Below are 24,222 nucleotides of genomic sequence, written 5' to 3' on the forward strand. Positions count from 1 at the left end.
TGAGCGACCGCACCCGTACATGTGGGAGCCCCGAGAGCTGTCCTCTTGCGCAATACCGAGTGATACCTGGGCGCCCACTGCGGGGGGTGCCACGGCCGCTTTGCGGTCGCGCCAGCTCTGCGTCAGGCAGAGTTGGTTCGATGTGGTGTGCCTTCATCGTACAGGGAATGTAACTACCCCGCCCTGTGATTCCGGCGACAGGGCAGGTCTTCACCTGCGATTAACGGAAACTTCGCCCGTGGGAGCCCCTGAAACACGGGCAAAACAGCCCACACACCCCCGGAATTGGCGAATTAGAACGCCGCTCTAATTCAAACTCGTACGAAGATCCATCGGATTCCGGACACCGAACGCCGTCTTCCGGACACCGTCCGCCTTCAGGACCGCGCCCCGCCGTTCGTCCCGAGCCAGCCCGCCAGCTTGCCGCCCTTGGCCACCGCCCGCAGCCGCGCCTCGGCCGCGTCCCGTACCGGATCCGTGGCCACCACCAGCAGCTCGTCCCCGCGCCGCAGCACCGTGGACGGCGCCGGTACGAAGCTCTTCGCGTCCCGGACCACCAGCGTCACCGACGCCCCGGGCGGCAGCCGCAGCTCGCTCACCTCGACGCCGTGCATCCGCGAGGCCGGCGGGATCGCGAAGGAGAGCAGGTGCCCGCGCAGCTTCTCCAGCGGCGCCGACTCGATGCCGAGGTCGGAGGCGGCCTCGTCGCTGTCGCCGAGCTCCAGCTTGCGCGCCAGCCACGGCAGGGTCGGCCCCTGCACCAGGGTGTAGACGACGACCAGCACGAAGACGATGTTGAAGACGCGGTCGCTGCCCTCGATCCCGGACACCATGGGGATGGTCGCCAGGATGATGGGGACCGCGCCGCGCAGGCCGGCCCACGACATCAGGGCCTGCTCCTGCCAGGGCACCCGGAAGGGCAGCAGGCTGACGAAGACCTCCAGCGGCCGCGCCACCATCGTGAGCACCAACCCGATGATCACGGCGGGCCAGAAGTCGTGGACCAGCTCGTGCGGGGTGACCAGCAGGCCCAGCAGGACGAACATGCCGATCTGGGCGATCCAGCCGAGCCCGTCCGCGAAACCGCGGGTGGCCGGCCAGTGCGGGAGCTTCGCGTTGCCCAGCACCATGGCCGCCAGGTAGACGGCGAGGAAGCCGGAGCCGTGCGCCATCGCGCCGGCCGCGTACGCCGCGACCGCGATGGCCATCACGGCGATCGGGTACAGGCCGGAGGCGGGCAGGGCCACGTGCCGCAGTCCGTACGCGCCCATGAAGCCGACCGCCAGGCCGATGGCCGCGCCGATCGTCAGCTCCAGCGCGATCTTGCCGATGAGGACGTACCAGTCGTCCACGGGGCCGACGGTCGCGAACGCCACCACCAGGATCACCACGGGGGCGTCGTTGAAGCCGGACTCGGCCTCCAGGACGCCGGTGATCCGCGACGGCAGCGGGACCTTGCGCAGGACCGAGAAGACGGCCGCCGCGTCGGTCGAGGAGACGACCGCGCCGATCAGCAGGGCCTGGCGCCATTCGAGCCCGACGAGGTAGTGCGCCGCGGCCGCGGTCACGCCCACGCTGACCGCGACACCCACCAGCGACAACACGATCGCTGCCGGCAGGGCGGGTTTGATCTCTTTCCACTTGGTGCCCAGACCGCCCTCGGCGAGGATCACGACCAGCGCGGCATAGCCGATGACCTGGGTCAGCTCGGCGTTGTCGAAGACGACGTTGCCGATGCCGTCCTGGCCTATCGCGATGCCTATGCCGAGGTAGATGAGCAGGCTGGGAAGGCCGCTCCGCGAGGAGACGCGCACCGCCGCGACGGCGATGAGCAGCACGAGCGAGCAGACCAGCAGCAGCTCATTGAGATCGTGGACAGTCAGCGGGCGGCCCTTTCCTCGAAGCGCGCGGCGGATGGATACTCCCGAGGCGCGTCGGCAAGTACTTCGTTACCTTACCTAATCTTTGACACTCTCTTGACGTGATACCCACATTGTGAAACGCCCGTCCGCCCCTGTCCTCGGCAGCCCGACCCCTGGCGGATCAACGAGTCGGGTCCTGCGCCTATGGTTGCTCCCAGCACTCCCAGGACCACCCTGCCCCTCTAAGGACAGCGATGCCCGCCAACGAATCCGCTCCTCCCGCCAAGAAGAAGGGGCGACGCGCCCGTCTGATCGTGCTCGTTCTGGTCCTGGCTCTCTTCGCGGGCCTCGGCTACGGGGCGTACTGGGGCGTGGACAGCGTGCGCGCCTCCTTCCCCCAGACCACCGGCTCCCTAGACGTGCCCGGCCTGTCCGGGACCGTGGACGTCAAACGCGATGCCCACGGCATTCCCCAGCTCTACGCGGACAGCGACTCGGACCTCTTCCGCGCGCAGGGCTTCGTCCACGCGCAGGACCGGTTCTGGGAGATGGACGTACGCCGTCACATGACCTCCGGCCGGCTGTCGGAGATGTTCGGCTCCGGCCAGGTCGAGACCGACGCCTTCCTGCGCACGCTCGGCTGGCGCCAGGTCGCGCAGGCCGAGTACGACAGCAAGCTCTCGGAAGAGGCGAAGAAGAACCTCCAGGCCTACGCCGACGGGGTCAACGCTTATCTGAAGGGGAAGTCCGGCAAGGACCTCTCCGTCGAGCACGCGGCCCTGCGGCTCAGCGGCGACTACCAGCCCGAGCAGTGGACGCCGGTCGACTCGGTGGCCTGGCTCAAGGCGATGGCCTGGGACCTGCGCGGCAACATGCAGGACGAGATCGACCGCGCGCTGATGTCCGGCAAGCTCACGCAGGCGCAGATCGACGAGCTCTACCCGCCGTACCCCTTCGGCCGGAACAAGCCGATCGTCGAGGGCGGCAAGACCGACAATGGCAAGTACACCCCCCAGGGCTCCGGCGGCTCCGGCTCCGGCGGCGGTTCCGGTTCCAGCGGCTCGGGCTCCGGCTCCGGCAGCGCCAACGGCTCGCAGGCCTCCACGGCCCCGGCCGCCGGTACGGGCACGGGTACGGCCACGGGCACGGCCACCGGCCTCGCCGGCAACGCCGCCGCCCAGGGCGCGACCGTCGGCCTGAACACCCAGCTGACCGCCCTCGCCAAGACCCTGGACGAGATCCCCGCGATCCTCGGCCCCAACGGCAGCGGCATCGGCTCGAACTCCTGGGTCATCTCGGGCGCGCACACGACCACCGGCAAGCCGCTGCTCGCGAACGACCCGCACCTGTCCCCGCAGCTGCCCTCGGTCTGGTACCAGATGGGCCTGCACTGCCGTACGGCCTCGGCCCAGTGCCAGTACGACGTGGCCGGCTACACCTTCTCGGGCATGCCCGGCGTGGTCATCGGCCACAACGGGGACATCGCCTGGGGCATGACCAACCTCGGCGCGGACGTCACCGACCTCTACCTGGAGCAGGTCAGGCCCGAGGGCTACGTCTACGACAACAAGGTGCTCCCCTTCACCACCCGCGAAGAGGTCATCAAGGTTGCCGGCGGCGCCAGCAAGAAGATCACCGTCCGCACCACCAACAACGGACCGCTGATCTCCGACCGCAGCGACGAGCTCGGCACGGTCGGCGCCCGCGCCCCAGTCGCCAGCTCCGCCCCGGACCGCGGCAACGGCTACGCCGTCGCCCTGCGCTGGACCGCGCTGGATCCGGGCAAGTCGATGGACGCCGTCTTCAAGCTGAACAAGGCCAAGGACTTCGCGGCCTTCCGGCAGGCGGCCGCCGACTTCGAGGTCCCCTCGCAGAACCTGATCTACGCGGACAACAAGGGCAACATCGGCTACCAGGCCCCGGGCCGGATCCCGGTCCGCGGCCAGGGAGACGGCCGCATGCCCGCCCCCGGCTGGGACTCCAAGTACGCCTGGAAGGGCGGCAAGGACGGCGGCACCGGCTACATCCCGCAGGGCGAGCTGCCCTGGGACTACAACCCGTCCCGCGGCTACATCGTCACCGCCAACCAGGCCGTCGTGGAGTCCGGCACCGGCGCGGGCAAGTACCCGAACCTGCTGACCACCGACTGGGGCTACGGCGCCCGCAGCCAGCGGATCAACGACCTCATCGAGGCGAAGATCAAGGACAGCGGGAAGATCTCCACCGATGACATGCGCACCATGCAGATGGACAACAGCAGCGAGATCGCCGCGCTGCTGACCCCGATGCTCGCCAAGATCGAGGTGTCCGACCCGGACGTGCGCTCCGCGCAGAAGCTCCTGGAAGGCTGGAACTACACCCAGGAGCCCGACTCGGCGGCCGCCGCCTACTTCAACGCGGTCTGGCGCAACATCCTCAAGCTGTCCTTCGGCGACAAGATGCCGAAGGAGCTGCGCATCGAGGGCAGCTGCATGAACGTGCGCGGCAACGGCACCGGCCCGGCCGACGACCTGGCCGAGACGGTCCGCGAGTGCGGCGCCCGGGACGCCGACTCGGCGCAGCCCGACGGCGGCGACCGCTGGTTCGAGGTGGTCCGCCGCCTGGTGAAGGAGGAGAAGTCGCCGTGGTGGACGGCGCCCGCGACCCGCAGGGAGCCGGCGGCCACCAACCGTGACGAGATCTTCGCGCGCGCCATGGAGGACGCCCGCTGGGAGCTGACCGCCAAGCTCGGCAAGGACCAGTCCACCTGGACCTGGGGCCGGCTGCACCAGCTGACGCTGAAGAACCAGACGATCGGCACCGAGGGCCCCGGCTTCATGCAGTGGCTCCTCAACCGCGGCCCGTGGAACCTGGGCGGCGGCGAGGCCACGGTCAACGCGACCGGCTGGAACGCCTCCGGAGGCTACGGGGTCACCTGGGTGCCGTCGATGCGGATGGTCGTGAACCTCAACGACCTGGACAAGTCCCGCTGGATCAACCTGACCGGCGCCTCGGGACACGCGTACAGCGGCAACTACACCGACCAGACGACGATGTGGGCCAAGGGCGAGCTGCTGGAGTGGCCCTTCGGCAAGGACGCCGTCGACAAGGCGACGGTGGACACCCTGACCCTGAAGCCCGCGGGCTCCTAGGGGGTCCGGCGGTCACGAGCCGAAACGGCGCACCCCCGACGGGGTGGCGACCGCCTGTACGGGGTGGTCGTGCGGTTCCTCCGGGACCCGCGCGACCACCTCGTCGTCGTAGAGGAGCACGACCAGCGCAGGGTCGGCCCCGGCGCGCTCCAGCCGCTCCAGCACCCGGTCGTACGAGCCCCCGCCGCGGCCGAGCCGCATGCCGCGCCGGTCCACCGCCAGTCCGGGGAGCAGCACGGCGTCCGCCCCGGTGACGGCCTGCGGCCCGAGCCGCGGCCCGGTCGGCTCCAGCAGCCGCATCTTCCCGGGGTGCGCGGCCCCGGCGAGGGTGCCGGGGCCCCCGTACGCGCCCCAGTCGAGGTCGTTGTCGGCCAGCAGGACGGGCAGCAGCACCCGCTTGCCGGCCGCGCGCAGGGCGTCGAGCAGCTCGCGGGTCCCGGGCTCGGCGCCGACGGAGACGTACGCCGCGACCGTGCGGGCACCGGCCAGTTCGGGCAGGGCGAGGGCGGAGCGGGCGAGCGCGCGGGCCGCGGCGGCGCGGTCGTCGGGGGACAAGGCCCGGCGGGCGGCGAGGAGTTCTCGGCGCAGCTCCGCCTTCGCGGTGGGGGAGGGCGGGTTCTCGGTCACTACTGACTCAAATATCCTTGTGAAGATGGACATATGTAATGATATTGGGCGCGATCCGGCCGCACGTTCGGCTGGACCCACTATCGTTCCGTCCATGACTATGTTGCACCCCGTGATCAAAAAGGCCGTCATCCCGGCTGCGGGCCTGGGTACTCGGTTCCTCCCGGCGACCAAGGCCACTCCGAAGGAAATGCTCCCGGTCGTGGACAAGCCGGCCATCCAGTACGTGGTCGAGGAGGCAGTCTCGGCCGGGCTGGACGACGTACTCATGATCACAGGGCGTAACAAGCGCGCGCTGGAAGACCACTTCGACCGGAACTACGAGCTGGAATCGGCCCTCATCGCCAAGGGCGACGACGACCGGCTCAAGAAGGTCCAGGAGTCCAGCGACCTGGCCACGATGCACTACGTCCGCCAGGGCGACCCGCGCGGCCTCGGCCACGCCGTCCTCTGCGCCGAGCCGCACGTCGGCCGCGAGCCCTTCGCGGTCCTGCTCGGCGACGACCTCATCGACCCGCGCGACCCGCTCCTGCGTCAGATGGCCGACATTTACGCCCGCACCGGCGGCACCGTCGTCGCGCTCATGGAGGTCGACCCGGCCAGCGTCCACCTCTACGGCTGCGCCGCCGTCGAGGCCACCGACGAGGAGGACGTGGTCCGCATCACCGGTCTCGTCGAGAAGCCGGACGCGGCGGACGCGCCCAGCAACTACGCGGTCATCGGACGCTATGTCCTCAACCCCGCGATCTTCGACATACTGCGGGAGACCGAGCCGGGCCGCGGTGGGGAGATCCAGCTCACCGACGCCCTGCAGAAGCTGGCCGCCGACGAGACCATCGGCGGCCCGGTGCACGGCGTGGTCTTCCGGGGCCGCCGCTACGACACCGGGGACCGCGGGGACTACCTGCGGGCCATCGTCCGCCTCGCGTGCGAGCGTGAGGACCTGGGCCCGGAGTTCCGCACCTGGCTTCACCGTTACGTCACGGAGGAGATGTAGCACCTTGAGCAGTTCCGCACCGCAGGACACCGGACAGGCCCGGCGCGAGCAGCGCCTCTGGTCGGTGGACGAGCACCTCGCGGACGTCCTCGCCACCGTCCGGCCGCTGGAGCCCATCGAGCTCCAGCTGCTGGACGCCCAGGGCTGTGTCCTGGTCGAGGACGTCACCGTGCCCGTCGCCCTCCCGCCCTTCGACAACAGCTCCATGGACGGCTACGCCGTCCGCACGGCCGACGTCCAGGGTGCGAGCGAGGAGTTCCCCGCGGTGCTGACGGTCATCGGGGACGTCGCGGCGGGCAGCGGTGAGCTGCCCACCGTCGGCCCCGGCCAGGCCGCGCGGATCATGACCGGTGCCCCGCTGCCGCCCGGCGCGGAAGCCGTCGTCCCGGTCGAGTGGACCGACGGCGGCACGGGCGGCGGCGCCGCCTCCGGGATGACCCCGGCCAGCTCCGCCCCCGAGGGCGCGGGCGGCGAGGTACGGGTCCACCGGGCCGCCGAGGCGCGGGCGCACGTCCGCGCCCGGGGCAGCGACGTACAGGCCGGTGACCTGGCCCTGGCGTCCGGCACGGTCCTGGGGCCGCCGCAGATCGCCCTGCTGGCCGCGATCGGGCGGGGCACCGTCCGGGTCCGGCCGCGCCCGCGCGTGGTCGTCCTGTCCACCGGCAGCGAGCTGGTCCAGCCCGGTGAGGCGCTGACCGCCGGGACGATCTACGACTCCAACAGCTTCGCGCTCGCGGCCGCCGCCCGGGACGCGGGCGCCATCGCCTACCGGGTGGGCGCCGTCGCGGACGACGCCGACACCCTGCGTTCCACCATCGAGGACCAGCTGATCCGCGCCGACCTGCTGGTCACCACCGGCGGCGTCAGCGTGGGCGCGTACGACGTGGTGAAGGAGGCGCTGACCTCTGTCGCCACCGGCGAGGACGGTGTCGACGGCGCCGGGATCGACTTCCGCAAGCTCGCCATGCAGCCCGGCAAGCCGCAGGGCTTCGGCGTCATCGGCCCGGACCACACGCCGCTGCTGGCGCTGCCCGGCAACCCGGTCTCCAGTTACGTCTCCTTCGAGCTGTTCGTGCGCCCCGCGATCCGCACGCTCATGGGCCTGCCGGAGTCCGAGGTCAGCCGCCCGAGCGTGCGCGCGGTGCTCACCGCGGACAAGGCGATCGGCTCGCCGGCCGGCCGCCGCCAGTTCCTGCGCGGCACGTACGACGCCGGGAGCGGAACGGTCAGCCCGGTCGGCGGAGCGGGCTCGCACCTGATCGCCGCTCTGGCGCACGCCGACTCGCTGATCGTCGTACCGGAGGACGTCACCTCGGTGGAGCCCGGGGCCGAGCTGGAAGTGGTCCTGCTCGGCTGAAGTGAGGCCGGTGCGGGTAGCGTGTTGCATCACACAGGCCCCCGGGGGCCCGGACGGAAGCGGCGCGCAGAGCTATGAGTACGCAGAGCAGGCTGACCCACCTCGACGAGGCCGGGGCGGCCCGGATGGTCGACGTATCCGAGAAGGACGTCACCGGCCGGACGGCCCGGGCCAGCGGACGGGTGCTCGTGTCCCCCCGGGTGATCGAGCTGTTGCGCGGCGAGGGCGTCCCCAAGGGCGACGCCCTCGCCACCGCGCGGATCGCCGGGATCATGGGCGCGAAGAAGACCCCCGACCTGATCCCGCTCTGCCACCCGCTGGCCGTGTCCGGGGTGAAGGTGGACCTGAAGGTCGCCGACGACGCCGTGGAGATCCTGGCCACCGTGAAGACGACCGACCGCACGGGCGTCGAGATGGAGGCGCTCACCGCCGTCGCGGTCGCCGGGCTGACCGTCATCGACATGGTCAAGGCCGTCGACAAGGGCGCCGTCATCACGGACGTCCGGGTGGAGGAGAAGACCGGCGGCAAGTCCGGCGACTGGACGCGCGCGTGAACGCCCCGCGCGGCGGCGAGGTCCACAGCCACCTGCACGCGGTGCCCGCGGCGCCCGCGGAGCCCGAGACCGAGCCCGAGACCGCCCCGGCTCCGCTGCGGGCCCTGGTGGTCACGGCCTCGAACCGGGCCTCGCAGGGCGTCTACCCCGACCGGGGCGGGCCGCTGCTCGCCGAGGCGCTGGAGCAGCTCGGCTTCACGGTCGACGGCCCCCGGGTCGTCCCGGACGGCGACCCCGTCGGCCACGCGCTCCGCGAGGGCGTGGCCGCCGGGTACGACGTCATCCTCACCACCGGCGGCACCGGCATCTCGCCGACCGACCGCACCCCGGACGCCACCGCGCGGGTGCTGGACTACGAGATTCCGGGCATCCCGCAGGCCATCCGCGCCGAGGGCCTGGCGAAGGTCGCCACCGCGGCCCTGTCGCGGGGCCTGGCCGGCGTGGCCGGACACACCCTGATCGTCAACCTCCCGGGCTCGACGGGCGGGGTGAAGGACGGCCTCGCCGTCCTGTCCCGGATCCTTCCGCACGCCGTGGACCAGATCCGCGGCGGCGACCACCCCAGACCGGCGGGACCCTCCGGGAGCACGAGCTGAACGGCCCGACCTGGCCGGTGGTCCTGGCGGACGGCGACGTCACGCTCCGGCCGATAAGGCTGCGGGACCAGAAGGCCTGGCGCGAGGTCAACCGGCGCAACCGCGAATGGCTCCGCCCGTGGGAGGCGACGATCCCGCCGCCCGCCCCGTGGGGGCCGGTGGTCCAGCGGCCGACGTACCGCCAGATGGTGCGCCACCTGCGGGCCGAGGCGAACGCGGGCCGGATGCTGCCCTTCGTCATCGAGTACCAGGGCCGGCTCGTCGGGCAGCTGACGGTCGCCGGGATCACCTGGGGCTCGATGTGCGCGGGCCACATCGGCTACTGGGTGGACCGCGAGGTGGCGGGCCGCGGCGTGATGCCGACGGCGGTCGCGCTCGCGGTCGACCACTGCTTCGGCCGGGTCGGGCTGCACCGGATCGAGGTGTGCATCCGCCCGGAGAACGGGCCGAGCCGCCGGGTCGTGGAGAAGCTCGGCCTGCGCGAGGAGGGGCTGCGCCCGCGCTACCTGCACATCGACGGGGCCTGGCGCGACCACCTCGTGTACGCGGTCACGGTGGAGGAACTCCCGGAGGGGCTGCTGCGCCGCTGGCACCGGGCCCGCCATCCGGAGAGACCGACGAAATAGAAACCAAAACCGAGTATCTGTTCGAATTAAAGGTCACGGAACCGATTCGCCCATAACTTGATCCGAAGAATCACAAAAAAAGTCCGTGATATCAGCGAGATCGTGCGACACACCGGCCCAATTGGCCGATCCCGTCGGCCCCGCCCCTCTACGGTGTGAGGTGTGAGCAGCAGCGGCCTCATCTACGCAGTCATTGTCGGGGCCTGGGCCGCCTACTTGGTGCCCATGTGGCTCCGGAGGCAGGACGAGCTGAACGAAGCCCGTCCGACGGAACGCTTCTCCACTGCCATTCGGCTGCTTTCCGGCCGGGCGGGAATGGAGCGCCGTTACGCCAAGGGACTGCGTGAGCGCGGTGACGAGGAGGCGGAGCCCCAGCCCCGCACGGACCCGGACGCCGCCACGGAAAAGGTCGAATCCGTGGACGCCGACGCCCGGGCCTTCGTCGTGCCCCCGACCAGGTCGGAGCCGAGACGCGCCGAGGCCGATCGCGAGCAGCGCGCGGAGCGGGCCCGGCGCGAACAGCGCCTCCAGGTCCTCGCCCGCCGCCGGCGCACCACCGCGCTCCTGTTCCTGGTCTTCACCCTGGGCGCGGTCGTCGCCGCGGTGGGCGGCCTGCGCCTGCTGTGGGCTCCCGCCGTACCGGCCTTCCTGCTGAGCGCGTACATCGTGCACCTGCGGGTCCAGGAGCGCCGCCGCTACGAGTTCACGATGGACCGGCGCCGCGCCGAGGCCGCCGCCCGGCACCTGCGCGAGAACCGCCCGCGCCGCCGCGAGCCCGAGGCCGCCGCGGGCGGCGATCCGGACCCCGCGCCACCGGTCTCCCCGCAGGAAGCCGGCCGCAGGGCGCTCGTGGAGCAGACCGACCACGCCGAGTGGGTGGACCAGCAGCGCGAGCGCGAGCGCGGCCCCGCCCGCGGTGACAGCTGGGAGCCGGTCCCGGTCCCGCTGCCGACGTACGTGACGGCGCCGGTCGCCCCGCGCGCCACCGGACCCGCCACCCCGGACGCCTGGAGCTCGACCCGCTCCAGCACCGCCGAGCCGACGGAGCCGCGCCTGCGCGCCCAGCCCGCGGTTCCCGCGCCCGCGCCGGAGCCCACACCCCAGACCGCGCCGCGCCCCCGGGGCCGTGAGCGGGGCCGTACGCCGCTGTTCGACCAGTACGAGAGCGACGAGCGCCCGCGAGCCGCGAACGAGTGAGCGGACCTGCGCGGACGCTCCCGGAATCCGGTTTTGGAGCACCCGCGAGGGGGTGCTAATGTTTCACACGTCGCAAGGGCCTGTGGCGCAGTCTGGTAGCGCACCTCGTTCGCATCGAGGGGGTCTGGGGTTCAAATCCCCACAGGTCCACAAACGACAGTTCTTGAGTAGCTCTCGGGAACGTCATGAGATCCCGTCCGGTCGAAAGACCGGGCGGGATCTCGGCGTTTCCAGGGGTGTTCCTTCCGGTGGCACGTCAAGAACTCCTGTGCGAACGGGTGATCGCCGTTGTTATGATCCGACACGATCGGAGGGGGACCGATCGCGAAGAGCCAGACCGGCATCCGCCCGCGAGAGCGGCCGGACGCGTTCGCTCCGCGGCAATTCCCCTCTCCTGTGCTCGCCCAAGAGAGGGTGGTTGTGGATCCGACCGTACGACGATCGTCGAGGCTTCGCCGAGGGCTGGGAGCCGTCACGCTGGCCCTGGTCACCGGCGCCGCGTCACTGACCGCGGCCCTGCCCGAGGCGGTCGCCGCCCCGGCCGCGGGCGCCGCCGCCGGCGAACTGGTGCTTCCCGCGGCCCCGCGCGGCCTCCCGGCCCGGGACCGGCTGTTCGTGGCCGGCGCCACCGGCCTGCTGCACGCCCGCGAGGGCAGCGACCGCTTGCTGTGGACCCTGTACGACACCGGCGCCACCACCGACACGGGGCTGCGTCTGCCCGCCCCGCTCAGTGCGGACCTGGACGCCGGCCGGCCCTCGCGCGGCTACAACGGAGCCCCCGACCACCGCTACGGAACCTCCTCCGACACGGTGGCGGTCCACACGGCGGCCAAGGCGAAGGCACCCGCCAAGGTCGACCTGTACGACCTGGCGACCGGCCGGCCGGTCGCGCTGGGCACGGTCACGATCCCCGCCGGGCAGACCTACTACGGGACGTACGGGCGCACCGTACTGACCGTCGAGGGCGGCGACTCCGCCGTCACCGGCTGGTTCCTGAACCGGCTGGACGCGGGCTCCACCGTCCGCACCAAGGTGGCGCTTCCCGCCGGCGCGGTGCCGGCCACCTCGGTGCACGACGGTGACCAGAACTCGCTGATCCTGCGTCACCGCCTGGACGACCTCACGCACTCCGTCCTGGTGGACGTCGTGACGGGGCAGACCACCGCGCTGCCGGACGAGGGCCCGTACGACTTCACGCACGGCTTCCGGCTGGCCAAGGGCAAGGTGCTGCGCACCGACCAGCAGAACATGGTCGACGTGCTGGACCGGGCGCAGCCGCAGACCGTGCTCAGTTCCACCTACTTCAACCCGGTCGACGGCGAACTGCGGCTGCTCGGCGACTGGTTGCTCGGCAGCCAGTCCGTCGCGGGGACCTCGGGCGACAACCGCGGCCGTCCGCTGCACCTGGCGGAGGTCGGCTCGACCTCCGGCGTCGTCGAGTTCTTGCTGGAGTTCGCCGACTCCCAGTTGCTGCCCGCGCCGGACGGGTCGCTCATCGCGATCGGCAGTGCGAAGGCCCCCGAGTACGGCACCCAGCCGCAGACCGCCGTCCACCGGATCACCGCGGCCGGCGCCGCCAAGCCGCAGGCCGTCAAGCTGGTCGACGTGCCCCACGCGCCCGCCACCGTCTTCGGGCTGACGATCGGCGGCGGCGTGGTCACCGCCGCCTCGGACACCGTCCAGTTCCAGCCGGGCGACATCACGGGCGCCTACCGCAGCTACCGCGTCTCGAACGACGCGACCCCGGTCAAGACCGCCGAATACCTCGACGGCCGGCACGGCATCAGCGACTGCTTCAGCTTCAACGCGGGCTGCGTCGGTCTCCGGTCCACCGGAGACGGCCGCTACCTGGAGCACGAGCCGGTGGAGCAGGACCGGTACGTCGTCGTCCGCGAGGCGGGGAACAAGGAGTGGGCCGGCACGATCCCCATGAACGGCGAGAGCGGCATGCAGACCGCGGACGTCTCGGGCCGCTACATGGCGCTCGCCCAGACCGCGTACGGCAACTGGACCGCCAACCACCAGGTGATCGTCAACGACCTCGACACCCGTACCCGGGTGTTCACGACGCAGGCGACCGGCGTCGCCCTGCAGGGTGACACGCTCTGGACCTCGAAGGAGGGCAGCACCAGCGTCTCCGCCACCGACGTGCGGGGCGGGCAGGCCCGCGGCAGCTTCACCACGCCGTGCCCGGCCACGCTGCTCGAGGCCGTCGGGCGCTACGTCGCCTGGAACTGCCAGGACGACCACGGCACCGTGCGCACCAGCGGTGTGTACGACACGGTGACCCGCCAGACCCTCTCGGTGCCGGTGCAGACCGTCGGCTGGCTCAACGTGACCTGGGGCCGCGAGTCGCTGCTCGGCGACGGCTACCTGGTACGCCAGGACCTGGCCACCGGCCGGCTGCTGCTGCTCGACTTCCACGAGGGCATCAAGACCTCCGGCGGCGAGAACACCGTGCAGGTGCGCACGCTCGCCCAGGGCGACGAGTGGAAGTCGCTGCGCCAGCCGAACCGGTCCTGGGCAGTCGACCGTACCGGCGCGAACATCGTCTGGACCGACGCCGACGGGCAGCGTGTCCACGTCGCCAACAACGGCATCCCGGCCGTTCCGGCCGTGCCGGCAGGCGACCGCTTCACCGCGCTCTCCCCGGCACGCCTGCTGGACACCCGGGAGGCCCTCGGCCGTCCCGGGACCCAGCCGGTGGCGGCGGGCGGCGAGGTGTCGCTCCAGGTCGCGGGTCGGGCGGGGGTGCCCCAGTCCGGGGTGAAGGCCGTCGTGCTGAACGTGACGGTGACCGACCCGAAGGCCGACGGTCACCTGACCGCCTGGCCGTCGGGCACCACCCGGCCGGATTCCTCCAACCTCAACTGGGCGGCCGGGCGGACCGTACCCAACCAGGTCGTGGTGCCGGTGGGCGCGGACGGCAAGGTGAACCTGCGCGTCGCCAGCCCGGGCACGGCGCACGTGATCGCCGACGTCTTCGGCTACTACTCCGCGGACGCCGGCGGCAGCACCTTCGCCTCGGCGGGACCGGCGCGGCTGCTGGACTCGCGGGCGGCCGTGGGCAGGCCGGGCACCGACCCGGTGCCGGCCCGCGGCGAGGTGTCGCTGACCGTGGCGGGCCGCGGCGGTGTCCCGCAGAGCGGGGTCAAGGCCGTCGTGCTGAACGTCACGCTGACGGACGCCAAGGACGCCGGGCACCTGACGGTGTGGCCGTCGGGCACCACCCGGCCGAACTCGTCCAGCCTCAACTGGACGGCCGGCCAGACCGTGCCCAACCACGTGGTGGTCCCGGTCGGCGCGGACGGCAAGGTGAAGCTCTACAACGCGAGCGGGGGCTCCGCCCACCTGATCGCCGACGTCTTCGGCTACTACTCCGACGACCCGGCCGGCGCCACCTTCCGCACCGCCGGTCCCAAGCGCATGTTCGACACCCGCACCACCAGCCCGGTGGCCGCGCGGGGGAGCACCGTGCTCGACCTGTCCGGCAGCAGTGAGCTCGCCCGTGCCAAGGCGGTCGTGCTGAACGTGACGGTCACCGACCCGAAGTCCGACGGTCACCTGACCGCCTGGCCCTCGGGCACGACCCGCCCCGACTCGTCCAACCTCAACTGGACGGCCGGCAGCACCGTGGCCAACCTGGTGACGGTGCCGGTGGGCGCCGACGGCAAGGTGGAGTTCGCCAACATCGGCTGGGGCTCCGCCCACGTCATCGTCGACCTCTTCGGCTACCTCGGCTGAGACCCGGAGCCGCGGTACGGCCCGGCCCCAGGCCGGCGCCGTCCGCGGCTCCGTCGTTTCCGGCGCGGGGCCGTGCCCGGTCCGGGTCAGGACGGGGTGTGGAGCGCCTTGGCCATGCAGCGGCTGGAGTCGTGGAAGCGGTAGTGGCCGAACTTGGCGGCCGGGGCGTAGCCCGAGGAGAAGTACAGGGCTATCGCCTCCGGCTGCTGGTCGCCCGTTTCCAGGACCATCCGGGTACGGCCCGCCGCGCGGGCGTCGTCTTCCAGGACGGCCAGGATGCGCCGGGCGAGGCCCAGGCCGCGGGCCTCGGGGACGACGTACATGCGCTTCAGTTCCGCGTCGCCGTCCGCGTACCCCTCGTCGTTCTCGTCCTGGCGGCGCCAGCCGCCGCTCGCGACGGGAGCGTCCTTGAGGTCGTAGGCGATGAGGTAGAGGCCCCGGGGCGGGGCGAACATCGCCGGGTCGAGGTACGTGACGTCGCCCTCACCCTGGTACCGCTCCTGATACTCGAGCTGGACCTGGTCGTCGAGTTTGACCGCGTCAGAGTGGTCGTAGGGTACGGCGCGGAGCTGGATCATCCCGTGAGACATTCGAATATCGTACGGAAGCATCCCGCTATCGTGCAGGGATGCTCACTGTGACCTCCGTGAATGTGAATGGGATCCGCGCCGCCGCGAAGAAGGGCTTCGTGGAGTGGCTCGCCGGGTCCGACGCCGATGTCGTCTGCCTCCAGGAGGTGCGGGCCGAGGAGGGGCAGATCCCGGCCGGGGCCAGGGAGCCCGAGGGCTGGCACACCGTCTTCGCGCCCGCCGCGGTCAAGGGCCGGGCCGGGGTCGCGCTCTACAGCCGGCGCGAGCCCGAGCGGGTGCGGGTCGGCTTCGGCAGCGAGGAGTTCGACGCCTCCGGCCGGTACGTCGAGGCGGACTTCCCCGGTGTGACCGTCGCCAGCCTCTACCTGCCCTCGGGCGAGGCGGGGACCGGGAAGCAGGACGAGAAGTACCGGTTCATGGGCGAGTTCCTCGCCTACCTCCGGGAGCTCAAGGTGCGGGCCGCCGCCGACGGGCGCGAGGTCGTCGTCTGCGGCGACTGGAACATCTGCCACCGGGAAGCCGACCTCAAGAACTGGAAGACGAACCGGAAGAACGCCGGCTTCCTCCCCGAGGAGCGGGAGTGGCTGGGGAAGGTCTACGGGGAGGCCGGCTACGTCGACGTCGTGCGCGGCCTGCACCCCGACACCGAGGGGCCGTACTCCTGGTGGTCCTACCGGGGCCGGGCCTTCGACAACGACGCCGGCTGGCGCATCGACCTCCAGGTCGCGACCGCGGGGCTGGCCGCGAAGGCCGTCAAGGCCTTCGTCGAGCGGGCCGAGACGCACCCGGAGCGGTGGTCCGACCACGCGCCGGTGACCGTGGTCTATCAGCTCGGGGTCTGATCCCGGTGCGGGGATGACGGTGGCGCCGGTGACGCTGCCAGGAGGCGGTCCATCGCCATCGTCAGCTCCGCCTCCACCACGCTCTTCGCCAGCGGGCGCAGGCGCGGGAGGGCATCCTGCGAGGTGTGGGTCGAAATCAGCTCGGTGAACAGGGCGGCCAGCGCGTCCGCGTGCTCGCGGACCCGGCGGCCGGTCTCCAGGACGGCCGAGAGCGGGATCCCCTCGCGGACCAGGGCCGAGGAGACGTCCAGCAGCCGCCGGCTGACGTGCACGATCTCCTCGCCGTCGGTCGCGAGGTAGCCGAGGTCGAGCGAGGCCGCCAGGTTCTCCGGGGTGACCTCGCCCTCGAAGTAGTCGGCGAGGGCCTCGGGAGTCAGGCGTACGGGGGTCTCCTCGGACCAGCCGATGCCGAGGAGCTCACCCAGCTGGCCCACGTCGCGGCCGCTCTCGAAGGCGGCGGTCAGCTCGGCGATCCCGCCGAGGGTGTGGCCGCGCTCCAGCAGGGCGGCCACGGTGCGCAGCCGGGCCAGGTGGTGTTCGTCGTACCAGGCGATGCGGCCCTCGCGGCGGGGCGGTGGGAGCAGTTTGCGCTCGCGGTAGAAGCGCAGGGTGCGGACCGGGATGCCGGCCGCCTCGGCCAGTTCCTCCGTGCGGTACTCGCGCACTGTCTTCGCTTCCGTCTCGTCCTTCGCCACAGGCGCAGCCTATGGCGTACCGGGGGTAACTTTCCGGGCGCGACCCCTACCCATGAGTACGGGGCTGCTCTACCCTCCCGATTGTGCCAGTGATTGCTGGCAGTGTTGCGATGGTCTGGCAAGGCACTGCGGATGAAGCGGAGGCGGCGGGCATGGGCGAGCGCGAGCACGGGCGGCGTGAGCACGTACGGGTGGCGGTGATCGGAACGGGCTTCGGCGGTCTCGGGGCCGCCGTACGGCTGCGGCGCGAGGGGATCACGGACTTCGTCGTCCTGGAACGGGCGGGGTCGGTCGGCGGGACGTGGCGCGACAACAGCTATCCGGGGTGCGCGTGCGACGTCCCGTCGCACCTGTACTCCTTCTCCTTCGCGCCCAACCCGGACTGGCCCCGGACCTTCTCGGGGCAGCCCGCCATCCGGGAGTACCTGGAGCACGTCGCCGACACCTTCGGGCTGCGCCGGCACATCCGCCTCGACTCCGAGGTGCGGATGATGCGCTGGGACGCCGAGGAGCTGCACTGGGAGATCGAGACCGACACCGGGGAGCTGACCGCCGACGTGGTGGTGTCGGCCACCGGACCGCTGTCCGACCCGAAGATGCCGGAGATACCGGGACTCGCGGAGTTCCCCGGCAAGGTCTTCCACTCGGCCCGCTGGGACCACGACTACGACCTCGCGGGCAAGCGCGTCGCCATGATCGGCACCGGCGCCTCCGCCATCCAGATCGTGCCCGCCATCGCCCCCGACGTGGAGCGGCTCACGCTCTTCCAGCGGACCCCGCCGTGGGTGATGCCGCGCACCGACCGGGCCATCTCCACCGCGGAGCGCTGGCTCCACCGCCAGCTGCCCTTCACCCGCGCGGCGCGGCGCGGGCTGCTGTGGGGGATCCGGGAGCTCCAGGTCAGCGCCTTCACCAAGCGGCCGAACCAGCTCGGGCTCGTCGAGGCGCTGGCCAAGGCCAACATGGCCCGCTCCATCAAGGACCCGGCGCTGCGGGCCAGGCTGACGCCCTCGTACCGGATCGGCTGCAAGCGGATCCTGCTGTCCAGCGAGTACTACCCGGCACTGGCCCGGCCCAACGTGGACCTCGTCGCCTCCGGCCTCAAGGAGATCCGCGGCTCGGTGCTGGTCGCCGCCGACGGGACGGAGACCGAGGTCGACGCGATCGTCTTCGGTACCGGCTTCCACGTCACGGACATGCCGATCGCCGACCGGGTGGTCGGCGCGGAGGGCAAGACCCTCGCGGACGAGTGGAAGGACGGGATGCGGTCGCTGCGCGGCGCGACGGCGGCGGGCTTCCCCAACTGGATGACGATCATCGGTCCGAACACCGGGCTGGGGAACAGCTCGATGATCCTGATGATCGAGTCCCAGCTGAACTACATGGCGGACTACCTGCGCCAGCTCGCCCTCCTCGACGGAAGCAGCCTGGGCGGGAAGGTCGCGCTGGCCGCCCGGCCCTCCGCCGTGAACACGTGGAACCGGCACGTCCAGGCGCGGATGGAGCGGACGGTCTGGAACACCGGCGGCTGCACCAGCTGGTACCTGGACGCCCAGGGCCGCAACACCACCGTCTGGCCGGGCACGACCGGGGAGTTCCGCAAGGAGACGCGGACCGTGGACCTCGCCGAGTACGAGGTCATCCGCGCCCAGGACCGCGACCGGGGACGGGAGCGGATACCGGTGCCGGTGGGCGCGACGGCGGGCCCGGCCGCGGCCGCCGCCCGGCCCGGCCGGGCGGCCAAGGCCGTCGCCGGGGCGCCCGCGGCGGCTCCCGCCGCCGCGCCCACGACGGGGCCCGCCGGGGCGCCCGCCGCCGCCGCCGGGGAGGGGGCCGCGTGAGCCGCGCGGCGCACGTTACGACCGGTCGCTACGCCCCGCCCGCCGCGCGGCGGGAGCTGGAGGCCGTCTCCGCCGACGGGGCCCGGCTCCACGTCGAGGTGCACGGGGAGGACGGGGCGCCGGCCGTGGTGCTGGCGCACGGCTGGACCTGCTCCACGGCCTTCTGGGCCGCGCAGGTCCGCGAGCTGGCCACGGACCACCGGGTCATCGCCTACGACCAGCGCGGGCACGGGCGCAGCCCCGCCTCCCGCGCGTGCACCACCACCGCCCTCGCCGACGACCTCGTGGCCGTACTGAAGGCCACCCTGGCCGCCGGTGAGCGGGCCGTCGTCGCCGGGCACTCCATGGGCGGGATGACCGTCATGGCGGCCGCCCGGCGGCCCGAGTTCACCGAGCACGCCGCGGCCGCCCTGCTGTGCAGCACCGGCAGCGGACGCCTGGTCGCCGAGTCGCGGGTCCTGCCGTTCGGCCCGGGGCGCGCGCGGACCCGTATCACCGGCGCGGTGCTGGGCTCGCGCGCCCCGCTCGGGCCCGTCACGCCGGTCGCCCGCGCGATCCTCAAGTACGCCACCATGGCCCCCGGCTCCGCCCCCGACGCCGTCGAGGCCTGCGCCCGCATCGTGCACGCCTGTCCCGCGGGGGTCCGCCGGGACTGGTCGCAGGTGCTGGCCGGGCTCGACCTCGACGCGGACCTCGCCCGGCTCACCGTGCCCACCGCCGTCATCGCCGGCACGAGCGACCGGCTCACCCCCGTGGTGCACGCCCGGGGGCTCGCCGCCGCGCTCCCGAACTGCGTGGGGCTGACCGAGCTCACGGGGATCGGGCACATGACCCCGATCGAGGCCCCGGAAGCCGTCACCCGCGTCCTGCGCGAACTGACCGCCCTGTACCTCCCCACCGAAGAGAAGGAGAAGACCCCGTGAGCCGCAGGAGTCTGGAAGGCCAGGTCGCCGTCGTCACCGGCGCGGCCCGCGGGGTGGGCGAGCTGCTCGCCCGCAAGCTCTCGGCGCGCGGTGCGAAGATCGCGCTCGTGGGACTGGAGCCGGAGGCCCTCAAGGAGGTCTCCGAGCGGCTGCACACCGAGAGCGCCCACTGGTACGCGGACGTCACCGACCACGAGGCGATGGCCCGCGTCGCGCAGGAGGTCAAGGAGCGCTTCGGCAAGGTCGACATCGTCGTCGCCAACGCGGGCGTGGCCTCCGGCGGTCCGTTCGTCGACTCCGACCCCGCCGCCTGGCGCCGGGTGATCGAGGTCAACCTGATCGGCGGGGCCGTCACCGGCCGGGCCTTCCTGCCCGTCCTGATGGAGAGCCGCGGCTACTTCCTCCAGATCGCCTCGCTCGCCGCGATCACCCCGGCGCCCATGATGACGGCGTACTGCGCCTCCAAGTCGGGCGTCGAGGCCTTCGCCCACTGCCTGCGCGCCGAAGTCGGCTACAAGGGCGTCAAGGTCGGCGTCGGCTACCTGTCGTGGACCGACACCGACATGGTGCGCGGCGCCGACCAGGACGACGTGATGCGGGAGCTGCGCCAGCGGCTGCCCTGGCCGTCGAACCGCACGTACCCGCTGGGGCCGGCCGTCGACCGGATCGTGGCGGGCATCGAGCGGCGCTCGGCGCACGTGTACGCGCAGTGGTGGCTGCGCGGGATGCAGGGCGTGCGCGGCTACCTGCCCGGGATCATCGGCGCCGTCGGGCAGCGCGAGATGAAGCGGTTCGAGCCGCGGCTGGCCTCCGTGTCCAAGGGGCTCGTCGGGGCCGGCGGGGCCGCGGACGAGCAGGAGCGGGCCGTGCGCTCCTGAGGGCGAACTGTCGGATGTGCGAGGTTCGTCCGGTCGTGCCAGGCTGGTCGCACCCGAACCCCCGACACCACGCTGGAGGAACGCCATGGGCCTGAGAGACCAGTTCCACGAGAAGGCGAAGCAACTGGCGGAGCGCGCCGGCGCCGAAGCCGGCCGGATCCGCGACGAGTCCCCGGAGGGTTCGGCGCAGCGCGCGCCGGACGCCCCGGGCACGCCCGACCGGGCGCGGCGGCGCCGACCCGCCGAGGCCCCCGCCGACGGCTTCGGCGCGTAGCCGCGCGGCGGGACCGGCCGACGGAAGGGGCGCGGCCCGCGGGCCGCGCCCCTTCCCCGTGCCCGGGTTTCCCCTCCCGTCCCTCCCGTCCCTCCCGTCCCTCCCGTCCCTACGGCCTCGGCGGCAGCTCCGGGCGGCGCAGGTCCGGTACGTCCGTGTAGCCGGGCGGCACCGCCGCCGGGTCCTGCTCCAGCAGCTCCAGGGCCAGGTGCACCGCGTCGTCGAGCTGCGCGTGGCGGCCCTCCGCCCAGTCGAGGGGGGTCCGCAGGACGGCGAGGTCCGGCTCCACGCCGTGGTTCTCCACCGACCAGCCGTACTCGGGGAACCACGCCGCGTTCATCGGCACCGTGATCACCGTCCCGTCGCCGAGGGTGTGCCGGCCGGTCATCCCGACCACACCGCCCCAGGTCCGCTGGCCGACCACGGGGCCGAGCCCCAGCAGCTTGACGGCCGCGGTGATCATGTCGCCGTCCGAGGCGGTCGCCTCGTCGGCCAGCGCCACGATGGGACCTCGGGGCGCGTTGGACGCGTACGACACCGGCTGGGCACCCCGCGGGAGGTCCCAGCCGAGGATCGATCGGGTCAGCTTCTCCACCACCAGCTCGCTGATGTGCCCGCCCGCGTTGCCGCGCACGTCCACGATCAGCGCCGGACGGGACATCTCCATCCGCAGGTCGCGGTTGAACTGGGCCCAGCCCGAGCCGCCCATGTCCGGGATGTGGAGGTAGCCGCAGCGGCCGCCGCTGAGCTCCCGGACCACCGCGCGCCGCTTGGACACCCAGTCCTGGTAGCGCAGCGGCCGCTCGTCGACCAGCGGCACGACCGCGACCCGGCGGGCCCGGCCGGAGCCCTCCGCGGGCCGGAAGGTCAGCTCCACGGTGGTGCCGCCGGCCGCCCCGAGCAGCGGGTACGGGCCGGTCACCGGGTCGACCGGGCGGCCGTCCACGTGGGTGAGCTCCGCGCCCTCCCGGATGCCCGTTCCGGCCAGCGGGGAACGGGCCTTGGAGTCGGAGGACTCGCCGGGCAGGATGCGGCTGACCACCCAGGCGCCGTCCCGGGGGACCAGGTTGGCGCCGAGCAGCCCGATGGCCCGCTGGTAGTGCGGGGGGCCCTCGTTGCGGCGCGCGGGGGAGACGTAGGCGTGCGAGGTGCCCAGCTCGCCGAGGACCTCGCGCATCAGGTCGGCGAACTCGTCGGGCGAGGCGACCCGTTCGACCAGGAAGCGGTACTGGCGCAGCACCCCGTCCCAGTCGATCCCGCACATGCCCGGCTCCCAGAAGTAGGCGCGGATGATCCGCCCGGCCTCCTCGAAGGCCTGGCGCCACTCGGCCGCCGGGTCGACCTCGTGCAGGATGCGCCGCAGGTCCAGGTAGACGGTCGAGTCGCTGTCGCCCGACTCGGTCGCCGGGACCGCCCGCAGGTCGCCGTCGTCGTTGACCACGAGCCGGGTGCCGTCCCCGCTGACCGCGAACCAGTCCAGACCGGCGGCCAGTTCGGTCTTGCGGGCCTTGGTCATGTCGAAGTGCTCCAGCGTCGGCTTGCCGCTGGTGTCCGCCGGGTTGGCGAAGGTCTCGCCGAGCGCGCCGGAGATGGGCCAGCGCAGCCACACCAGCCCGCCGCCGCTGACCGGGTACAGCGCCGAGTACTTCGACGCCGACACCGGGAAGGGCGTCACCCGGCTCTCCAGCCCCTCCACCTCCACGATCACCGCGCCGTCGCCCGCGTCGGAGTCCCCCTCGACCGGGTCGAGCCCGCCGGCCGCGGGGCGCCCGTCGGGCGAGAACGCGAACGGCGAGGGGGTCGCCGAGGACAGCGGCACCAGATAGGGGCGGCAGCCCAGCGGGAAGGACAGGTCCCCGGTGTGCACGTCGTACACCGGGTCGAAGCCGCGCCACGACAGGAAGGCGAGGTAGCGGCCGTCCCGGGTGAAGACCGGACTCTCGTCCTCGAAGCGGCCGTTGGTGACGTCGATGACCGTGTGGGCGCCGGGACCGGAGATCCGGGCCATCTTGATCTGCCGCAGCGAGCGGCCGATGCCCGGGTGCGACCAGGTCAGCCAGCACCCGTCGGGGGAGAACGCCAGGTCGGTGACGGGTCCGTTGGCGGACCGGATCAGCTCGGTGACCTCGCCGTTGGACTCCTGCGTCGCGTCGATGAGGAGCAGCCGCCCGTCGTTGGAGGCGATGGCGAGGCGCTCCCCGTCCGGGTCGGACAGCAGCTCCAGTACGCGCCCCAGCTCGCCGGAGGCCAGCCGGCGCGGCTCCCGCTCCCCGGAGGCCCGCGGCAGGTACGCGATCTCGACCGCGTCCTCGCCCTCGGCGTCGGTGACGTACGCGACCTGCCCGCCGCTGCCGAGCATCTCCGGCAGCCGCACCCGCACCCCCGGGGTGTCGGCGATGGTCCGGGCGGGCCCGTCGCGGTGGGTCAGCCAGTACAGGCTGCCGCGCACCACGACCGCGCTGGCCCGGCCGGTGGCGTCCACCGAGAGGGAGTCGACGTGGCTGGCGGCCGGCACCTGGTAGCTGCGCCGGCCCGCGCGCGGACCCCCGAGCCGGACCCGGAGCTTGCGCGGGACCGCGTCGGGAGCCAGCGACTCCACCAGCCAGAGGTCCCCCGCGCACTGGTAGACGATCCGGGAGCCGTCGCTGGAGGCGTGCCGGGCGTAGAACTCCCGGTGGTCGGTGTGGCGGCGCAGTCCGGTGCCGTCGGGCAGGCAGGAGTACAGGTTGCCGACGCCCTCGTGGTCGGAGAGGAAGGCGATCCGGCCGTCCACGAACATCGGCGAGTCCAGGTGGCCCTCGATGTCCTCCAGGAGCCGCGTGCCGTGCAGCCAGAGCCGGCCCGTGGCGCCGCCGCGGTACCGCTTCCAGGCGGCCGGCTCGTGCGGGGGCTTGCCGGTGAGCAGCAGGGTGCGCCGCTCGCCGTCCTCGCCGCCGTGCACCTGGAGGTCGGAGACCGGCCCCCAGGGCAGGCGGCCGCCGGGGCTGCCGTCGGTGGGGAGGCTGTAGGCCCAGGCGAAGTACGAGAAGGGCTGGCCGTGCGAGGAGACGGCCAGGATGTCGCTGCGGCCCTCCTCGTCGGGCGGGGTCCAGCCGCAGACGCGGGTGTCGGTGGCGCCCCAGTAGCTCAGCTGGCGCGCCGGGCCGCCGTCCACGGGGACGAGGTGGATCTCGGGGTCGAGGCTGCGCCAGGTGGTGAAGGCGATGTGCCGGCCGTCGGGGGAGAAGCGGGGGTGGCTGACCCGGGTCCGGTCGACGGTGACCCGCCAGGCCCGGCCGGGTGTCTGTCCGTCGGGGACCAGGGGGGCGATCCAGAGGTCGTCCTCGGTGGCGAAACACAGCAGGTCGTCGTGCAGGTGCGGGAAGCGGAGGTACGCGACGTCGTGACTCACCCCCCAATGCTTTCCGCGGCAGGGGGGCCTGGCAACTCGTACAGGTGATCCACGACACGGTCCGAAGCGAAACGGTACGGTTTCGTTTCGCTAGGCA

At 72.6% G+C, this 24,222-nt stretch carries 18 protein-coding genes and 1 tRNA gene; 14 read left to right on the forward strand and 5 right to left on the reverse strand.

The genetic code is table 11. The features are described from left to right. Nucleotides 1-377: 377 nt before the first annotated feature. Entirely contained in the window at nt 378-1,838 is a 1,461-nt protein-coding gene (locus OTB16_RS20505; protein WP_383901962.1) for a potassium/proton antiporter, read from the reverse strand. A 278-nt stretch (nt 1,839-2,116) separates the two neighbouring features. On the opposite strand from OTB16_RS20505, the gene OTB16_RS20510 reads away from it, so the two are divergent. Beyond that, nucleotides 2,117-4,993: a penicillin acylase family protein gene (locus OTB16_RS20510; protein ID WP_267721729.1), complete on the forward strand. Its 2,877-nt coding sequence runs from the start codon at nt 2,117-2,119 to the stop codon at nt 4,991-4,993. Nucleotides 4,994-5,005: 12 nt separating this feature from the next. Here the strand turns inward: OTB16_RS20510 and OTB16_RS20515 are convergent, their stop codons facing one another. Further along, a complete protein-coding gene (locus tag OTB16_RS20515) occupies nt 5,006-5,620 on the reverse strand; it encodes a 5-formyltetrahydrofolate cyclo-ligase (RefSeq protein WP_267721730.1) in 615 nt (204 codons plus the stop codon). A gap of 94 nt (nt 5,621-5,714) precedes the next feature. On the opposite strand from OTB16_RS20515, the gene galU reads away from it, so the two are divergent. The 8 genes from galU to OTB16_RS20555 all read left to right on the forward strand — a co-directional run bounded on the left by galU (nt 5,715) and on the right by OTB16_RS20555 (nt 14,691). Then, the gene (gene galU / locus OTB16_RS20520) at nt 5,715-6,617 is read left to right on the forward strand and encodes a UTP--glucose-1-phosphate uridylyltransferase GalU (RefSeq protein ID WP_267721731.1); all 903 of its coding nucleotides are present in this window, start codon (nt 5,715-5,717) and stop codon (nt 6,615-6,617) included. A gap of 4 nt (nt 6,618-6,621) precedes the next feature. Continuing rightward, entirely contained in the window at nt 6,622-7,974 is a 1,353-nt protein-coding gene (gene glp / locus OTB16_RS20525) for a molybdotransferase-like divisome protein Glp (protein ID WP_267721733.1), read from the forward strand. A gap of 74 nt (nt 7,975-8,048) precedes the next feature. Continuing rightward, complete coding sequence (gene moaC, locus OTB16_RS20530; RefSeq protein ID WP_267721734.1) at nt 8,049-8,528, forward strand: cyclic pyranopterin monophosphate synthase MoaC; 480 nt, start codon at nt 8,049-8,051, stop codon at nt 8,526-8,528. A 41-nt stretch (nt 8,529-8,569) separates the two neighbouring features. After that, nucleotides 8,570-9,124: a MogA/MoaB family molybdenum cofactor biosynthesis protein gene (locus OTB16_RS20535; RefSeq protein ID WP_267721960.1), complete on the forward strand. Its 555-nt coding sequence runs from the start codon at nt 8,570-8,572 to the stop codon at nt 9,122-9,124. A 17-nt stretch (nt 9,125-9,141) separates the two neighbouring features. Next, complete coding sequence (locus OTB16_RS20540) at nt 9,142-9,750, forward strand: GNAT family N-acetyltransferase (RefSeq protein WP_267721735.1); 609 nt, start codon at nt 9,142-9,144, stop codon at nt 9,748-9,750. Between the two features lie 162 nt (nt 9,751-9,912). Further along, complete coding sequence (gene sepX, locus OTB16_RS20545) at nt 9,913-10,947, forward strand: divisome protein SepX/GlpR (protein ID WP_267721736.1); 1,035 nt, start codon at nt 9,913-9,915, stop codon at nt 10,945-10,947. Between the two features lie 76 nt (nt 10,948-11,023). Next, nucleotides 11,024-11,097, forward strand: a tRNA-Ala gene (locus OTB16_RS20550). Nucleotides 11,098-11,367: 270 nt separating this feature from the next. Next, nucleotides 11,368-14,691, forward strand: a complete 3,324-nt coding sequence (locus OTB16_RS20555) for a hypothetical protein (RefSeq protein ID WP_267721737.1) — start codon at nt 11,368-11,370, stop codon at nt 14,689-14,691. Nucleotides 14,692-14,777: 86 nt separating this feature from the next. Here OTB16_RS20555 and OTB16_RS20560 read toward each other — a convergent pair whose 3' ends face one another. Then, complete coding sequence (locus tag OTB16_RS20560) at nt 14,778-15,281, reverse strand: GNAT family N-acetyltransferase (RefSeq protein ID WP_267721738.1); 504 nt, start codon at nt 15,279-15,281, stop codon at nt 14,778-14,780. Between the two features lie 38 nt (nt 15,282-15,319). On the opposite strand from OTB16_RS20560, the gene OTB16_RS20565 reads away from it, so the two are divergent. Then, entirely contained in the window at nt 15,320-16,123 is an 804-nt protein-coding gene (locus tag OTB16_RS20565; protein WP_267721739.1) for an exodeoxyribonuclease III, read from the forward strand. Here the strand turns inward: OTB16_RS20565 and OTB16_RS20570 are convergent. Continuing rightward, a complete protein-coding gene (locus tag OTB16_RS20570) occupies nt 16,108-16,818 on the reverse strand; it encodes a MerR family transcriptional regulator (protein ID WP_267721740.1) in 711 nt (236 codons plus the stop codon). The genes OTB16_RS20565 and OTB16_RS20570 overlap by 16 nt on opposite strands. Nucleotides 16,819-16,970: 152 nt before the next feature. Between OTB16_RS20570 and OTB16_RS20575 the strand changes: the two genes are divergently transcribed. The 4 genes from OTB16_RS20575 (at nt 16,971) to OTB16_RS20590 (ending at nt 20,734) form a co-directional block, all read left to right on the forward strand. After that, nucleotides 16,971-18,659 (forward strand): flavin-containing monooxygenase, encoded by a 1,689-nt coding sequence (locus OTB16_RS20575; RefSeq protein WP_267721741.1) that lies wholly within the window; start codon nt 16,971-16,973, stop codon nt 18,657-18,659. Continuing rightward, nucleotides 18,656-19,582 (forward strand): alpha/beta fold hydrolase, encoded by a 927-nt coding sequence (locus tag OTB16_RS20580; RefSeq protein WP_267721743.1) that lies wholly within the window; start codon nt 18,656-18,658, stop codon nt 19,580-19,582. Before OTB16_RS20575 ends, OTB16_RS20580 begins: the two co-directional genes overlap by 4 nt. Continuing rightward, complete coding sequence (locus OTB16_RS20585; RefSeq protein WP_267721744.1) at nt 19,579-20,460, forward strand: SDR family oxidoreductase; 882 nt, start codon at nt 19,579-19,581, stop codon at nt 20,458-20,460. Before OTB16_RS20580 ends, OTB16_RS20585 begins: the two co-directional genes overlap by 4 nt. A gap of 85 nt (nt 20,461-20,545) precedes the next feature. Further along, on the forward strand, nt 20,546-20,734 hold the full coding sequence (locus OTB16_RS20590) for a hypothetical protein (RefSeq protein ID WP_267721745.1): 189 nt from the start codon (nt 20,546-20,548) through the stop codon (nt 20,732-20,734). A 109-nt stretch (nt 20,735-20,843) separates the two neighbouring features. Here the strand turns inward: OTB16_RS20590 and OTB16_RS20595 are convergent, their stop codons facing one another. After that, nucleotides 20,844-24,125, reverse strand: a complete 3,282-nt coding sequence (locus OTB16_RS20595; RefSeq protein WP_267721746.1) for a S41 family peptidase — start codon at nt 24,123-24,125, stop codon at nt 20,844-20,846. Between the last annotated feature and the right edge of the window lie 97 nt (nt 24,126-24,222).

The organism is Streptomyces antarcticus, from assembly GCF_026627255.1.
GTDB lineage: Bacteria > Actinomycetota > Actinomycetes > Streptomycetales > Streptomycetaceae > Streptomyces > Streptomyces antarcticus.

Coding starts and splice junctions, on each gene's coding strand:
- OTB16_RS20565 (WP_267721739.1), top strand. CDS start 15,320: ATGCTCACTGTGACCTCCGTGAATGTGAATGGGATCCGCGCCGCCGCG.
- OTB16_RS20575 (WP_267721741.1), top strand. CDS start 16,971: ATGGGCGAGCGCGAGCACGGGCGGCGTGAGCACGTACGGGTGGCGGTG.
- galU (WP_267721731.1), top strand. CDS start 5,715: ATGACTATGTTGCACCCCGTGATCAAAAAGGCCGTCATCCCGGCTGCG.
- OTB16_RS20560 (WP_267721738.1), bottom strand. CDS start 15,281: ATGTCTCACGGGATGATCCAGCTCCGCGCCGTACCCTACGACCACTCT.
- OTB16_RS20510 (WP_267721729.1), top strand. CDS start 2,117: ATGCCCGCCAACGAATCCGCTCCTCCCGCCAAGAAGAAGGGGCGACGC.
- OTB16_RS20590 (WP_267721745.1), top strand. CDS start 20,546: ATGGGCCTGAGAGACCAGTTCCACGAGAAGGCGAAGCAACTGGCGGAG.
- moaC (WP_267721734.1), top strand. CDS start 8,049: ATGAGTACGCAGAGCAGGCTGACCCACCTCGACGAGGCCGGGGCGGCC.